This window comes from Hansschlegelia beijingensis (assembly GCF_014196425.1).
In the GTDB taxonomy this organism is placed as follows: Bacteria; Pseudomonadota; Alphaproteobacteria; order Rhizobiales; family Methylopilaceae; genus Methylopila; species Methylopila beijingensis.
Genome location: NZ_JACIDR010000001.1, coordinates 961,708 through 976,401 on the forward strand (window position 1 = coordinate 961,708; position 14,694 = coordinate 976,401).

A 14,694-nucleotide genomic window follows, 5' to 3' on the forward strand; every position below is an offset into this window, starting at 1 on the left:
TCTACTCGCCTTCGCGAAGCCCCCAGCCGGTGGCGCCGAGATACTCCTGCGGCCGGAAACGGCGCTTGTAGTCCATCTTCGGGGAGCCATCGACCCAATAGCCGAGATACAGGTAGGGCAGCCCCAGGCTCTTGGCGCGCGCCACGTGGTCGAGGATCACATGGGTGCCGAGGCCGCGGTCCTGCGCCTCGGGGTCGTAGAACGAGTAGACCAGCGAGAGGCCGTCCGACAGCCGGTCGACGAGCGCGACCGCCAGCAGCGGCCCCGCGCCGCGCCCGTTGATCGCAGTGTCGGGCCCGCGCCGGCGATACTCGACGAGCCCGGTCCGGACATGGCTGTCCTCGATCATGGTGGCGTAGTCGAGCACCGTCATGTCGACCATACCGCCGTCCGCGTGGCGGCGGTCGAGATAGGCGCGGAACAGGGAATACTGTTCGGAGGTCGGCTGCAGGCCGATCTCCCGGCCCACCAGATCGCGGTTCAAGGCGCGGTTCCGGCGGAAGGCCTTGGTCCAGACGAAGTCGTCGACGCGCACCCGGACCGACACGCAGGCGCGGCAGTTCTCGCAGGCGGGACGGTAGGCGATCGTCTGGCTGCGGCGGAAACCGCCATGGGTGAGCAGGTCGTTCAGCCCGGCGGCCTTGTCGCCGACCAGGTGCGTGAAGACTTTCCGCTCGAACTGGCCCTTCAGGTAAGGGCAGGGCGAGGGCGCTGTCAGGTAGAACTGCGGCGTATCGCGAGCGTGAGCGGTCAAGGCGCGTACCCGGGACTCACCGCGGTCACGACCCGCAGCCCAAGTCCAGCCATCAGGATATCAGCGAGGCTGCGGTCGACAAGACCGGCTCAGGCGAGCCGGTCCAACGCGCCCCGGTCGACGAACAGCGTTCCCAGCACGAGGTCGTGCAGCAACTGCTTGCGACGCGTGAAGAGGCCGACGGCGAGCACGAGCGGCGTGAGGATCGAGACGGAGAGATAAAGGAAAACCACATGCGCGGCGGCGATCACGAAGCCGGGCCGAGCGCCGTCCGAAAGCCGGCAGGTGAGGCCGGTGAGGCGCATTCCCAAGGTCGCCGCGCGGTCGCCGCCCAGAGTCGCGCCGGAGTACAGGATGGCCACGATTGGGAAGACCATGCCGTAGAGCAACCATGCGAGCCCGAAGGTGAAGACTCCCAGCACGCCGATCACGACGCTCGCGACCACCGTAAGGGTCAGCACGACGCAGAAGTCGACGCAGAACGCCAGCACCCGACGGCTGAGCACGCCGTCATAAAGCCGAGGCTCGACCAGCGGATCCCAGCGGTCACGCGGCGAAACGGCGGCAGTCGGATAGAGAGGCGCAGGCTGCATGGCGCGTCGGCTCCATAGGGGGCTGAATACCCTCCCGAATCTGGTGTTGCTCGGGCCCCTCCGCAAGCGCCGGAGCCTCAGGGCCGCGCCTGCGTCGGTTCGGGCCCGCGAGCGTCCCGGTTCCTGGAGAGATTCGGCTTTGGGTCGGCGTCACGCCGCGGCTTGCGAGCGCAGCAGCGGACGACGGTAAGGCTGGAGGCCACGCCCGGAATCGAACCGGGATACAAGGATTTGCAGTCCTCTGCGTAACCATTCCGCCACGTGGCCTCGCGCGCGGGCCGGGAGCTTTGAGGTTCCTCGGCGTTGCTTCCGCGGAATGGGCGGCTCTCCATAACCTGCGCTCTCCCCGGCCGCAATACGGCGCCGCCGGCGCTGCTTGCCACGACGCCGCGGCTGTCGCAGAAGAAGCGCGGCAGCGCGGCCGGCGGGCGCCGCGCGGGAGCGAGGCCCATGACGGATTTCGAGCGTCTCAGGCACGGCATGGTCGACGGCCAGATCCGGGTCGCCGATGTCACCGATCACCGGGTTCTCGCGGCGTTCCTGACCGTTCCGCGCGAGAGATTCGTCCCCGCGGGCCGCGAGGACCTCGCCTACCTGGACATCCGCGCGCCGCTCGGCGCGCCCGGACGCGCGATGCTGGAGCCGATGACGCTTGCGCGGCTCGTGCAGCTCGCCGCTCCGGAAGAACACGAATCCGTGCTCGTGGTCGGCTGCGGCCTCGGCTACAGCGTCGCGATCTTCGCGGAGCTGGCGGCGCGGGTCGTCGGGCTCGAGTGCGATGCGGATCTCGCCGCGGGCGCCCGCGAGCGTCTGAGCGGGCGTCCGAACGTCACGGTCGTGGAGGGCGATCTGACCGCCGGCGCGCCCCAGAGCGCGCCGTTCGATCTGATCTTCTGCGACGGCGCCGTGGCGGTCGGCCTCGAGGCGCTCGCCGAGCAGCTGTCGCCTTCAGGTCGGATCGTCGCGCCTGCGGGCCCCGGGCCCGCGACGAAGGCGACGACGTTCCGTCCACATCACGGCAAGCTCGCGGCAGCGCAGTTCTTCGACGCCTACGGCCCTGATCTTCCGGGCTTCCAGCCTGTCGAGACCTTCGCCTTCTGAATGTCCGGCTGTGGCCGCTTTGCGCCACCCGGCACGGTCTTTCCGTTAACCGAGCCTCCGCCGGTTTCCTCCCGTGGAGCCGCCCGCTACGCTGCCCGCGGGGTCGCGTTCATGCCGCGCAGCGACGGAGTATCCATCGCCCGCGGCGCTCGAAATTCGGTGTGTAGAATGTCGACGAACGTTTCGTTTCGTCGTCGCGCGGGCGCCTTGTGCGCCAGTGTGGCGCTTGGGCTCCTGTCCGCCGTTCCGGCGGGTCAGGCGGCGCGTGCGCAATCTCTCGAACAGGCGCTCGCCCGCGCCTATGGCGCGAGCCCGACGCTGAACGCTCAGCGCGCCGCCGTCCGCGCGACCGACGAACAGGTGCCTCAGGCGCTGTCCGGCTATCGGCCGACGATCGCGGCGTCTGTCGATTACGGCGTCCAGCGGACCCAGCAGGTCACGCCGTCTTCCCAGTTGCTCGGCATCACCGTGCCGAAGAGCAAGACGACCGACACCAGCCAGCCCCGCGGCGTGGCCATCACGGCCGATCAGAACCTGTTCAACGGCTTCCGCACGCAGAACCAGGTCCGCACTGCTGAATCGAACGTGCTCGGCGCGCGCGAAGAACTCCGCAACACCGAACAGAACGTCCTGTTCGACGCGGCGCAGGCCTATATGGACGTTCTCCGCGACTACGCGATCCTCGACGTCCGCCGGAACAATGTCGACGTCCTGAAGGAGGAGCTTCGCGCGGCCCGCGAGCGTTTCCAGGTCGGCGAGGTGACACGGACCGACACGGCCCAGGCCGAGGCGGCGGTCGAGGGCGCGCATACGGCGGTCAGCCAGGCGGAAGCGCAGCTCAACACCAGCCGTGCGACCTATCGGCAGGTGGTGGGCGACGACATCGGAAGGCCGAAGCCGGCGCGCTCGATCGACAGGCTGCTCCCCAAGAACCTGACGGACGCCATCAATCTCAGCCAGGCGCAGCACCCTGCGATCCTCGCCGCGTTCCATGGCGTCGACGCCGCGAACCTGCAGATCCGCGTGGTCGAGGGCCAGCTCTACCCGACCATCGGGCTCGAGGCGGCGTTCCAGCGCCGCTACGACGACAGCTCGCAGGTCTCGCGCGTGACCGCCGGCTCGATCGTCGGCCGCATGACCATCCCGATCTATCAGGCTGGCTCCGTCTCCTCGCAGGTCCGGCAGGCCAAGGAAGTCGCCGGTCAGCGTCGGCTCGAGGCCGACATCGCACGCGACCAGGTCCGCCAGGCGACGGTCTCCGCGTGGGGGCAGCTTCAGGCCGCGACGGCGCAGATCGCTTCGGCCAAGGCCCAGATCCAGGCCTCTCAGACGGCGTTGAACGGCGTGCGCGAGGAAGCCAAGGTCGGCCAGCGCACCACGCTCGACGTCCTCAACGCCCAGCAGGATCTGTTGAACGCGCGCGTCACCCTGATCCAGGCGCAGCGCGACCGCGTGGTGGCCGCATACGCGGTGATGTCCGCGGTGGGTTGGCTGACGGCGGCCCGCCTCGGCCTCGGGGTCCCGCGCTACGACGCCAACGTCCATTACGATCAGGTTCGCGACAAGTGGACCGGGCTCCGCACGCCGGACGGCCGCTGAGGAGCTGTGGGCGACCACGCCGGCGCGCTTGTGGAGCGCCCGGCTGGTGCAATACTCGCCGTTAACGAAGGGTCGGCGTCTCCGGGTGATTCGTGAGCTGCGCGCGCAGGCGGGCGGCTCTCCCGGGGCGGCTCTGAAGATGACGGAGAGACCATGAGCACGCCCGCGAAGGCTCAAGAGCCGACGATGGAGGAAATTCTGGCCTCAATCCGCCGCATCATCTCGGATGACGAGCCGACCCAGGCCCTGACGCCGCCGAAAGCGGCGGCCAAGGCCGCCGCGAAGGCCGAGCCCGCTCGGCAGCCCGAGCCGGATCCGGAGCCCGAGGCGGAAGCCGAAGAGCCGCTCGGTCAGGACGACATCGACGCGATGTTCGCGTCGTTCGACGCGCCGGCGAAGCCCGAGCTTGCCGCTCCGAAGCGGCCGGAGCCACGGCCCGCGTCGGTCATCACGGCGGAAGATCTCGACGTCTTCGAGCTCACCGAGGACATGGCTGAGGAGCCCACGCCCCCGACCGCGTCCGCCGCGCCGAAGGCCGCAGACAGGCCGCCCGCCTCCCGGCCGCCCGAGTCGACGGAGCGGCTGCTGTCGGAGGCGGCCGACGACGCGGTCAGCAACGCGTTCGGGTCGCTCGCGAACACGATCCTTTCGAACAACGCCCGCACGCTGGACGACATCGTCAAGGAGATGCTCCGGCCGATGCTGCGCGCGTGGCTCGACGACAATCTGCCGCCGCTCGTCGAACGTCTGGTGCGCAACGAGATCGAGCGGGTCGCTCGCGGCGGTCGCTAGCGCAGACAGGCTCCGCGGCCGGACGTCGTCCCGGCCGACCGCCTGCTCGACATTGACACCCCCCACGGGGCTGGGCTTCAACGCGCCCTCAGTCCCGTACGTCTCAAGGCGCGTTTCCCAATGCTCGAGAAGACCTATTCCCCGGCCGAGATCGAGCCGCGCATCGCCGCGCGCTGGGACGAGGCCGGCGCATTCAAGGCCGGAGCCGGGGCGAAGCCGGGCGCGGAGCCCTACTGCATCGTCATCCCGCCGCCGAACGTCACCGGCTCCCTCCATATGGGGCACGCGCTCAACGACACGCTGCAGGATATCCTCGTGCGCTTCGAACGCATGCGGGGCAAGGACGTGCTGTGGCAGCCGGGCATGGACCACGCCGGCATCGCCACCCAAATGGTCGTCGAGCGCCAGCTCAGCGCGCGCGGCGAGCCGGGCCGGCGTGACCTCGGACGCGAGAAGTTCGTCGAGCGGATCTGGGAGTGGAAGGCCGAGTCAGGCGGAACGATCCTCAAGCAGCTCAAGCGCCTCGGCGCCTCCTGCGACTGGTCCCGCGAGCGCTTCACCATGGACGAGGGCCTCTCGCGCGCCGTCGTCAAGCTGTTCGTCCGCCTGCACAAGGACGGGCTGATCTACCGCGACAAGCGGCTCGTGAACTGGGATCCGAAGCTGCTCACCGCGATCTCGGACATCGAGGTCCAGTCGATCGAGGTGAAGGGCCACCTCTGGCACCTGCGCTATCCGGTCGAGGACTCGGACGAGTCGATCGTCGTCGCGACGACGCGGCCGGAGACGATGCTCGGCGACGCCGCGGTCGCCGTTCATCCGGAGGATGAGCGCTACCGGCATCTTGTCGGCAAGAACGTCGTCCTGCCGCTCGTCGGGCGGAAGATCCCGATCGTCGCCGACGAGTATTCCGACCCCGAGAAGGGGACCGGCGCGGTCAAGATCACGCCGGCCCACGACTTCAACGACTTCGAGGTCGGCAAGCGCCACGGGCTGCCGCTGATCAACGTGCTGACGCCGGACGGTCGGCTCTGCCTGCTCGAGAACGAGGGCTTCCTCGACGGTCTGCCCGACTTCGTCGACATGGATCTTCTCATGTCGCTGGATGGTCTCGACCGCGCCGAGGGCCGCAAGCGCGTGCTGGCGCTGCTGGAGGAGCTCGGCCTGCTGGTCGAGACCGAGCCGCATGTCCATCAGGTGCCGCATGGCGACCGTTCGGGCGTCGTGATCGAGCCCTATCTCACCGACCAGTGGTACGTCGACGCACAGAAGCTCGCGGTCGAGGCGATGGCCGCCGTGCGGGACGGACGGACGCGCTTCGTTCCGGAGAACTGGTCCAAGACCTATTTCGAGTGGATGGAGAACATCCAGCCGTGGTGCGTGTCGCGCCAGCTGTGGTGGGGCCATCAGATTCCGGCCTGGTTCGGGCCGGACGGCGCGATCTTCGTGGAGGAGACCGAGGCCGAGGCGCTGGCCGCGGCCGAGGCGCATTACGGCGCGCCGACCGCGCTCATGCGGGACGAGGATGTCCTCGACACCTGGTTCTCGTCCGCCCTCTGGCCGTTCTCCACGCTCGGCTGGCCGGATCAGACCCCCGAGCTGAAGAGCTACTATCCGAATGCGGCGCTCGTCACCGGCTTCGACATCATCTTCTTCTGGGTCGCCCGGATGATGATGATGGGCCTTTACGTGATGAAGGAGGTCCCGTTCCGCGACGTCTACATCCATGCCCTCGTCCGCGACGAGAAGGGGGCGAAGATGTCGAAGTCCAAGGGCAACGTCATCGACCCGATCGAGCTGGTGGACGCCTATGGCGCGGACGCGCTGCGCTTCACCCTCGCGGCGATGGCCGCGCAGGGGCGCGACATCAAGCTCGCGAAGTCACGCGTCGAGGGCTACCGGAACTTCGCGACCAAGCTCTGGAACGCCTCGCGCTTCGCCGAGATGAACGGCTCTGCGCCGGTCGACGGCTTCGACCCGAAAGCCGTCAAGACGACCCTCAACCGGTGGATCCTCGGCGAAGCCGCGCGGGCGGCGGCCGACACCACGGCCGCGATCGAGGCCTACCGGTTCAACGACGCGGCGGCCTTCGTCTACCGTTTCGTCTGGAACGTCGTCTGCGACTGGTATGTCGAGCTCGCCAAGCCGGTGCTGCAGGGGCAGGGCGGGAGCGAGGAGGAGGCCGCCGAGACCCGCGCGACGCTGGCGTTCATCCTCGACCAGTCGGCGAAGCTGCTGCATCCGTTCATGCCCTTCGTGACCGAAGAACTCTGGGCCGCGCGCGCAGGCGAGGGCGGACGGGACGGCCTTCTGGTTCTTTCCGAATGGCCCTCGCTGGAGGGCCTTGGCGATCCCGAGAGCGAGGCTGAGATCGGCTGGCTGGTGGAGCTCGTGACGGAACTGCGCTCCGCCCGCGCCGAGATGGGCGTCCCGCCGGCGGCGACGCTGCCGCTGGTGCTTGTCGGGGCGGACGGGGCGCTTCAGGCCCGCGCCGAGCGCGCCGCGCCCACTCTCGCGCGCATCGCCCGCGTGTCGGGCGTCTCGTTCGCGGAAACGGCGCCCGGCGAGGCGATCCAGCTCCTGGTGCGCGGCACGATCGTGGCCGTGCCGCTGAGCGGCGTCGTCGACATCGGCGCCGAGCGGGCCCGGCTCGCCAAGGAGCGCGAGAAGACCCTCGGTGAGATCAAGCGGATCGACGGCAAGCTCTCCAACGAGAGCTTCGTCGCGCGCGCGCCGGAGGATGTCGTCGAGGGCGAGCGCGAGAAGCGCGCCGGCTACCAGGATCGCCTAGCCAAGATCGAGGCGGCCCTGCGGCAGCTGGGGGCGTGACTGGCTGGGGGATTGGCGGGCGGCGGGCCAGGCGAGCTCGTCGCCTCGAAACCTAGTCCTTCCGCCATAGAATGGCGCGAGACGTGAACGGAGAGAATTTCAGGGTGATCTACAGTCGTCGAGAGGCGGTCGCGTTGCTTGGCGCGGGCGGAGCGGCGTTGCTCGTCCCTTCGGTAGTCCGCGCGGAGACGAACAGGTTCGATTTCGACCACGGGATCGTTATCGAGCGGGCGCGCCAGCTCGCTGCGCATCCTTACCAGCCGCCGCGCGCAGAGCTGCCGAAGGCGCTCGACGACCTCTCGTTCGACGCCTACCGCGCCATCCGGTTCCGCAGGGACAAGGCCTTCTTCGGGAAGGGCCGCAGCGACTTCCGCATGGAGCTGTTCCACCTCGGCTTCCTCTACAAAGCGCCGGTCGTGGTGAACCTCGTGCGGGAAGGCGTCGCGACCCCGATCCCCTACGACGCTTCGCTGTTCGATTTCGGCGAGACCAAGCTGAAGGACCGGCTGCCGATCGATTTCGGCTTCGCGGGGCTTCGGCTGCTGTTTCCGCTGAACAAGCCGACCGTGATGGACGAGCTCGCGGTCTTCCTGGGCGCGAGCTACTTCCGGTTCCTGGGCGCAGGCCAGCACTATGGCCTCTCCGCGCGCGGGATCGCGGTGGGCACCGGCGAGGCGGAGCCGGAGGAGTTTCCGATGTTCCGCGAGTTCTGGGTCGAGGAGCCGCTTCCGGGAGCGACCTCCATCGTGATCCACGCCCTGCTCGACGGACCTTCGCTCGCCGGCTCGTATCGGATGGTGATCACGCCCGGGGAGGAGACCACGGTCGCGGTGGGCTCGACGCTGTTCCCGCGCCGCGACATCCCGAAGCTGGGCGTGGCGCCGCTCACCTCGATGTTCTTCTATGGCGAGAACGACCGCCGCCAGTATCGCGGCTTCCGTCCGGAGGTGCATGATTCCGACGGCCTGCTGATCCACGGCGGCGGCTCGGAGGAGTGGACGTGGCGTCCTCTCGTCAATCCGGACGTGCTGCGGAAGAGCTCGTTCCCGGATCCGTCCGTCCGGGGCTTCGGCCTGCTGCAGCGCGACCGGCTGTTCGAGGACTATCAGGACCTCGAGGTCCGCTACGATCTTCGCCCGAGCTATTGGGTCCAGCCGGAAGGCGGCTGGGGCCCCGGACGGGTCGAACTGGTCGAACTGCCGACCGACAACGAGACCTTCGACAACATCGTTTCCTACTGGGTCCCGGAGACGCCCCCGAAGGCGGGGGAGACGCTCCGGTTCTCCTACGGGCTGCGCGCGCTGAAACTGGCGGAACGGCTCACGCCCCTGGGGCATGCCGTCCACACCTTCGTGACGGAGGCGCGGGCTTCCGGAGACCCGAGCGCGCCGCCGCCTCACGTGCGCCGCTTCATCGTGGATTTCGAGGGCGGCGAGCTCGATTACTGGCTCGGCGAGCCGAAGCGGGTGGTGACCGACACGCATGCGAGCGTCGGCAAGATCAACGCCGCCTATGTGGTGCCCAATCCGGAGATCCGGGGCTTCCGCCTGTTCCTCGATCATGAGATCGAGCAGCCGCACACCTCCGCCGAGCTGAGGGCCGTTCTGAAGGTCGGCGACCGGGTGATCACCGAGACGTGGGTCTTCCCCTGGACCCGCAAGGACTAGGCGTCGGGCGTGCTCGCACGGCTTTGACAAAGCCGGTCACGGGATCGATCCTTCCACCTGCCGGGGGGTGAGGGGGACGCCTTGGACGTCCTTTTCATCCACAACAACTTCCCGGGCCAGTTCGTCCACACGTCGCGGGCGCTGGCGCAGCGACCCGGCGTCAGGGTGTTCGCCGTCGGGGGACCGACCGCCCGGTCCAGACCCGGCGTCAGCCTGGCGGCCTACGCGACGCCCGCCTCGCCTCCGCGCGCCGGTCACCCGCTGGCCGAGCGCTTCGTGGCCGACGTCACGCGCGGCGAGCTCGCGGCCGCAGCCATGCAGCGGCTGAAACGGGAGGCGGGGTGCGACCCGGCGGTGGTGATCGGCCATTCCGGCTGGGGCGAGACGCTGTTCGCCAGCGACCTGTTCCCGAACGCGCGGCATCTCGTCTACAGCGAGTTCTTCTACAATTTCCGCGGCGCGGATGTCGGCTTCGATCCGGAGTTTCCCGATGTCGGTCTGCGCTCGGCCTTGCCCGTGAGAACCAAGAACGCCGCGATGCTGACCTCGCTCGCCGCGGCGGACGTCGCCGTCTCGCCCACCGAGTGGCAGAAACGCCAGCACCCGGATTTCCTGTGGGAGAAGATCAGGGTCATCCATGACGGGGTCGACACGGTCGCGGCCAGCCCGAAGCCGAGCGCGCGCTTTTCAGTCCCGGGAACCAACCTGACGCTCAGGCCCCGCGACGAGGTCATCACCTTCGTCAATCGGCAGCTCGAGCCTTATCGCGGCTACCACGTCTTCATGCGGGCGCTGCCGGCGATCCTGGCGCGCCGGCCCCAGGCGCAGGTCGTGATCGTCGGCGGCGACGGCGTCTCCTATGGCAGGCGGGCGCCGGAGGGAAAAACCTGGAAGGACATCTTTCTGGGCGAGGTGCGCGATCGCCTCGACCTGTCGCGCGTGCACTTCGTCGGCAACATCCCGAAGCCTGAGTTCATCGCGATGCTGCAGGTCTCATCCTGCCACGTCTATCTCACCTACCCGTTCGTCCTGTCATGGTCGCTGATCGAAGCCATGGCGGCGGAATGCCTTATCGTCGCGTCCGGCACTCCGCCGGTGCGCGAAGTCATCGAGGATGGGGTCACGGGCCGGCTGTTCGACTTCTTCGACGTCGCGGGTCTTTCTGAGCGGGTGATCGAGACGCTGGCGGATCGGGAGCAATTCGCCCAACTGGGGCGGGCGGCGAGAGTCGTCGCGGTCGAAAACTATGATCTCGCGCGCGTTTGCCTCCCGCGTCAGGTCGCATTGATCGACGATCTCGCCGCAGGAACTACGGTGAACGGACCGTTGCAGGCCGCTCAATCGTCCGTGGCATAAGCGCAACATAAATAGAGCAGAGCGACCGGGCCGGTCGCTCACAGCTCAACTCGCCGCCATTCAGCCACAAATCGCCAACTATTTCGGAGGTAACCTGCTGCCTGAAAACGCTGTCTCGTCTTGAGACGGTCGGGGGACCAAGGCGTTTGGCGGCGGCGGGCCGCGCGCGTTCGGATACTGGCGTCAGATGGCGCCATGGTCGGTCCGCCCCGCTGAGCAAGAGTATGGGGCGCGTTTCGCCCCGAGGGATTGGGGCGGCATGGATTCGAAGGTTTTCGACAAGTCGAAACTGCCTAGCCGGCACGTCACCGAGGGCCCGTCGCGCGCCCCGCACCGCTCCTACCTCTACGCCATGGGTCTGACCAAGGCTCAGATCCACCAGCCGCTGGTCGGCGTCGCCTCGTGCTGGAACGAGGCTGCGCCCTGCAACATCTCCCTGATGCGCCAGGCGCAGGCCGTGAAGAAGGGCGTCGCGGCCGCCAACGGCACGCCGCGCGAGTTCTGCACCATCACAGTGACCGACGGCATCGCCATGGGCCATGAGGGGATGAAGTCCTCGCTGGCCTCGCGCGAAGTGATCGCGGACTCCGTCGAGCTCACGATGCGCGGCCACTGCTACGACGCCCTCGTGGGGCTCGCCGGCTGCGACAAGTCCCTGCCGGGCATGATGATGGCGATGGTGCGCCTCAACGTGCCTTCGATCTTCATCTATGGCGGCAGCATCCTGCCCGGCTCGTTCCGCGGCCAGCCCATCACGATCCAGGACGTGTTCGAGGCGGTCGGCAAGCATTCGGTCCACGCGATGTCCGACGAGGACCTCGACGAGATCGAGCAGGCGGCCTGCCCGTCCGCCGGCGCCTGCGGCGCGCAGTTCACCGCGAACACCATGGCGACAGTGTCCGAGGCGATCGGACTGGCGCTGCCCTATTCGGCGGGCGCGCCCGCGCCCTATGAGATCCGCGACCGGTTCTGCATGGCGGCCGGCGAGATGGTCATGGAACTGATCGCCCGCAACATCCGCCCGCGCGACATCGTCACCCGGAAGGCGCTCGAGAACGCCGCGACTGTGGTGGCGGCTTCAGGCGGATCCACCAACGCTGCGCTCCATCTGCCGGCGCTGGCCCATGAGGCCGGCATCGAGTTCGACCTGTTCGACGTCGCCGAGATCTTCAGGCGGACGCCATATGTGGCGGATTTGAAGCCGGGCGGTCGTTATGTCGCCAAAGACTTGTTCGAGGTTGGCGGCGTGCCGCTGCTTATGAAGACTCTGCTCGACCACGGTTTTCTTCATGGCGACTGCATCACCGTCACTGGACGCACGATCGCCGAGAACATGGAGAAGGTTCGCTGGAACGCCGACCAGGACGTGGTGCTGCCGGCCGACAGGCCGCTGACCCGGACCGGCGGCGTGGTGGGGCTGCGGGGCAACCTCGCCCCGGACGGCGCGATCGTGAAGGTCGCGGGCATGAAGGAGCAGCGATTTACCGGACCAGCCCGCTGCTTCGACAGCGAGGAAGCCTGCTTCGAGGCGGTCTCGAACCGGACCTACGAGGAAGGCGAGGTGCTGGTCATCCGCTATGAGGGCCCCAAGGGCGGCCCGGGAATGCGCGAGATGCTGGCGACGACCGCTGCGCTGTACGGGCAGGGGATGGGCGACAAGGTCGCGCTCATCACGGACGGCCGGTTTTCGGGCGCGACGCGCGGCTTCTGCGTCGGGCATGTCGGACCGGAGGCTGCGGTCGGCGGTCCCATCGGGCTCATCCGCGACGGCGACGTGATCACGATCGACGCTGTCGCGGGTTCGATCGACGTCGCGCTCACGGACGAGGAGCTCGATGCGCGCCGGCAGGGCTGGCGGCCGCGCGACCACGGCTTCGGATCCGGCGCGTTGTGGAAATTCGCCCAGGGCGTCGGGCCGGCGCGTTTCGGCGCCGTCACCCATCCGGGCGGCAAGCATGAGCGGCGCTCCTATGCCGATGTATGATCGAGCAGCCATAGTCGCCGCGGCGCTGGTTGCGCTCCTCGGCGCCCTCGGGGCGGCGCACGCCTTCGACGGCGCGCCGTCGACCTCCAAGAAAGAGCCGTCGCCGTTCGAGGCGTTCCAGACGGGCGCCCGGGCCTATATTGCGGGCGACAAGGCGACAGCGGTGACCTCGCTGCTCGACGCGGCGAAGCGCGGTCACGCGATGGCGCAATGGAAGCTCGCCCGCATGTACGCCGAGGGCGACGGCGTCGATCGCGACGACGTCAAGGCGTTCGACTATTTCAGCCAGGTCGCCAACGCTCACGCGGACGACGCGCCGGGCACCATGCAGGCGCGGTTCGTGGCCAATTCCTTCGTCGCGCTCGGCAACTATTATCTGGACGGCGTCCCGAACAGTCCGATCAGGGCGGACCCAGCGCGCGCCCGCGAGATGTTCGCCTATGCGGCCTCGTACTTCGGCGACCCCGACGCGCAGTACAACCTCGCCCGGATGTATATCGACGGGCCGGATGGCGAGAAGGACCCGCGGCAGGCCGCGCGTTGGCTCGGACTGGCGGCGAACAAGGGGCAGCGCGAGGCGCAGGCCGTTCTCGGCCACATGCTGTTCAACGGACTTCAGATACCCCGTCAGCGTGCGCGCGGGCTGATGTGGCTGACGCTCGCCAACGACGCCTCCGGCGGGAGCCAGAAGTGGATCGCCGACCTCTATGGCGAGGCCCTGGCGGAAGCCTCTCCCGAAGAGCAGGAGACCGCGCAGAGCTACGTGACGGCCTGGAAGAAGGACCGCGAATAGCTTCGCGGTCTCGCCAGGGCTACGGCGCGCCGAACGGAAGCGGGGTCGTGGTCGAGACACGCCCGGCGTCACGGGCCTGAAGCCGCCGCCCTGCGCGGCCGAAGCATCTTTCCGCGCGCTGTTCAGAGCGCGAGTTCAGCCACCACCGGCACGTGATCGGACGGCCGCTCCCAGGCGCGGACGTGCTTGTCGATCCGAACGCCCACCAGTCGGTCCGCCGCCTGCGGCGAGAGCAGCAGGTGGTCGATGCGGATGCCGTCGTTCTTCTGCCAGGCGCCCGCCTGATAGTCCCAGAAGGTGAAGAGGCCGGCTGCGTCGTCGCAGGCGCGCACGGCGTCCGTCATCCCGAGAGCGAGCAGGCGCCTCCAGGCGGCGCGGGTCTCCGGCAGGAACAGCGCGTCGTGGACCCACGCGGCCGGCCGCTTCGCATCCTCGGCTGCGGGGATCACGTTGAAGTCGCCGGCCAGCACGAAGATCTCCTCGTGGGCCAGCCGCTCGGCGGCGTGCGCGCGCAGCCGCTCCATCCAGGCCAGCTTGTAGCCGTATTTCGGCGTGTCGGCGGGGTTGCCGTTCGGCAAGTACAGTCCGCCCAGGCGCACCACGCCCGCCTCGGTCGACACCACCGCCTCGATGAAGCGGGCGTGTTCGTCCTGCTCATCCCCGCCGAGTCGAACGTGGACGTCCTCCAGAGGATGGCGCGAGAGGATCGCGACGCCGTTATAGGACTTCTGCCCGTGGACGGCGACGTTGTAGCCGGCGGCCTCGATCTCGGCCCGAGGAAAGGCTTCGTCGACGCACTTGATCTCCTGCAGGCAGACGAGATCCGGCTTCGCCTCGTCCAGCCAGCGCAGGAGCAGCTCGAGACGCGTCTTGATGGAGTTCACGTTCCAGGTCGCGATCTGCACGTTCTTCATCTCCCCGGGCCGCGGCAGGCAATAGACGAAAAAAAGGCCGCTCGCGAGGCGAGCGGCCTAAGTCTAGGGAGGAAACGCCCAAGGAGGGCAAACGACAGAAAGCGCAAACCGTCCGTCGCTCCCGATTATTTCGCCTTTCCTCCGCGATTTTTCCAGTACTGCGATCGAAAATCGGGCCGCGCGAAACGACGCAGGCGGCCGCCACTCGCTTGATCGGATATCTCGATCGTCGCCCGCGAGGCGCGCGATGGGCCGTTGCCTCCCGCAAGCATGAGAATCAACCACATAGACGCCACAGAAATGTGCGGACGA

Annotated in this window: 11 protein-coding genes and 1 tRNA gene; 8 read left to right on the forward strand and 4 right to left on the reverse strand. The window is 68.3% G+C overall.

Features of this window, described 5'->3' with window-relative positions; translation table 11 throughout:
* Nucleotide 1: 1 nt before the first annotated feature.
* The 3 genes from GGR24_RS04525 to GGR24_RS04535 form a co-directional block, all read right to left on the reverse strand.
* Nucleotides 2-754, reverse strand: coding sequence for an arginyltransferase (locus GGR24_RS04525; protein ID WP_183394055.1), 753 nt, complete (start codon nt 752-754; stop codon nt 2-4).
* A gap of 89 nt (nt 755-843) precedes the next feature.
* Nucleotides 844-1,347: an RDD family protein gene (locus GGR24_RS04530; protein WP_183394056.1), complete on the reverse strand. Its 504-nt coding sequence runs from the start codon at nt 1,345-1,347 to the stop codon at nt 844-846.
* 193 nt (nt 1,348-1,540) lie between these two features.
* A tRNA-Cys gene (locus GGR24_RS04535) sits at nt 1,541-1,614 on the reverse strand.
* Nucleotides 1,615-1,797: 183 nt separating this feature from the next.
* Here GGR24_RS04535 and GGR24_RS04540 point away from each other — a divergent pair.
* From GGR24_RS04540 to GGR24_RS04575, 8 genes are all read left to right on the forward strand, one after another.
* Nucleotides 1,798-2,448 carry a protein-L-isoaspartate O-methyltransferase family protein gene (locus GGR24_RS04540; RefSeq protein ID WP_183394057.1) on the forward strand — a complete coding sequence of 217 codons (651 nt, stop codon included), beginning with the start codon at nt 1,798-1,800 and terminating at the stop codon, nt 2,446-2,448.
* A 219-nt stretch (nt 2,449-2,667) separates the two neighbouring features.
* A complete protein-coding gene (locus GGR24_RS04545) occupies nt 2,668-4,047 on the forward strand; it encodes a TolC family outer membrane protein (protein ID WP_343066192.1) in 1,380 nt (459 codons plus the stop codon).
* Between the two features lie 186 nt (nt 4,048-4,233).
* Nucleotides 4,234-4,839, forward strand: coding sequence for a PopZ family protein (locus tag GGR24_RS17960; protein WP_487327384.1), 606 nt, complete (start codon nt 4,234-4,236; stop codon nt 4,837-4,839).
* A 120-nt stretch (nt 4,840-4,959) separates the two neighbouring features.
* Entirely contained in the window at nt 4,960-7,668 is a 2,709-nt protein-coding gene (locus GGR24_RS04555; RefSeq protein ID WP_183394060.1) for a valine--tRNA ligase, read from the forward strand.
* An 83-nt stretch (nt 7,669-7,751) separates the two neighbouring features.
* Nucleotides 7,752-9,335: an OpgD/OpgG family glucan biosynthesis protein gene (locus GGR24_RS04560; protein ID WP_343066193.1), complete on the forward strand. Its 1,584-nt coding sequence runs from the start codon at nt 7,752-7,754 to the stop codon at nt 9,333-9,335.
* 81 nt (nt 9,336-9,416) lie between these two features.
* Nucleotides 9,417-10,691: a glycosyltransferase gene (locus GGR24_RS04565; RefSeq protein ID WP_183394062.1), complete on the forward strand. Its 1,275-nt coding sequence runs from the start codon at nt 9,417-9,419 to the stop codon at nt 10,689-10,691.
* A gap of 259 nt (nt 10,692-10,950) precedes the next feature.
* Entirely contained in the window at nt 10,951-12,675 is a 1,725-nt protein-coding gene (gene ilvD, locus GGR24_RS04570) for a dihydroxy-acid dehydratase (protein WP_183394063.1), read from the forward strand.
* The gene (locus GGR24_RS04575) at nt 12,647-13,468 is read left to right on the forward strand and encodes a tetratricopeptide repeat protein (RefSeq protein ID WP_246397933.1); all 822 of its coding nucleotides are present in this window, start codon (nt 12,647-12,649) and stop codon (nt 13,466-13,468) included. Before ilvD ends, GGR24_RS04575 begins: the two co-directional genes overlap by 29 nt.
* A gap of 122 nt (nt 13,469-13,590) precedes the next feature.
* Here the strand turns inward: GGR24_RS04575 and xth are convergent, their stop codons facing one another.
* Nucleotides 13,591-14,373, reverse strand: coding sequence for an exodeoxyribonuclease III (gene xth, locus GGR24_RS04580; protein WP_183394485.1), 783 nt, complete (start codon nt 14,371-14,373; stop codon nt 13,591-13,593).
* Nucleotides 14,374-14,694: the final 321 nt, after the last annotated feature.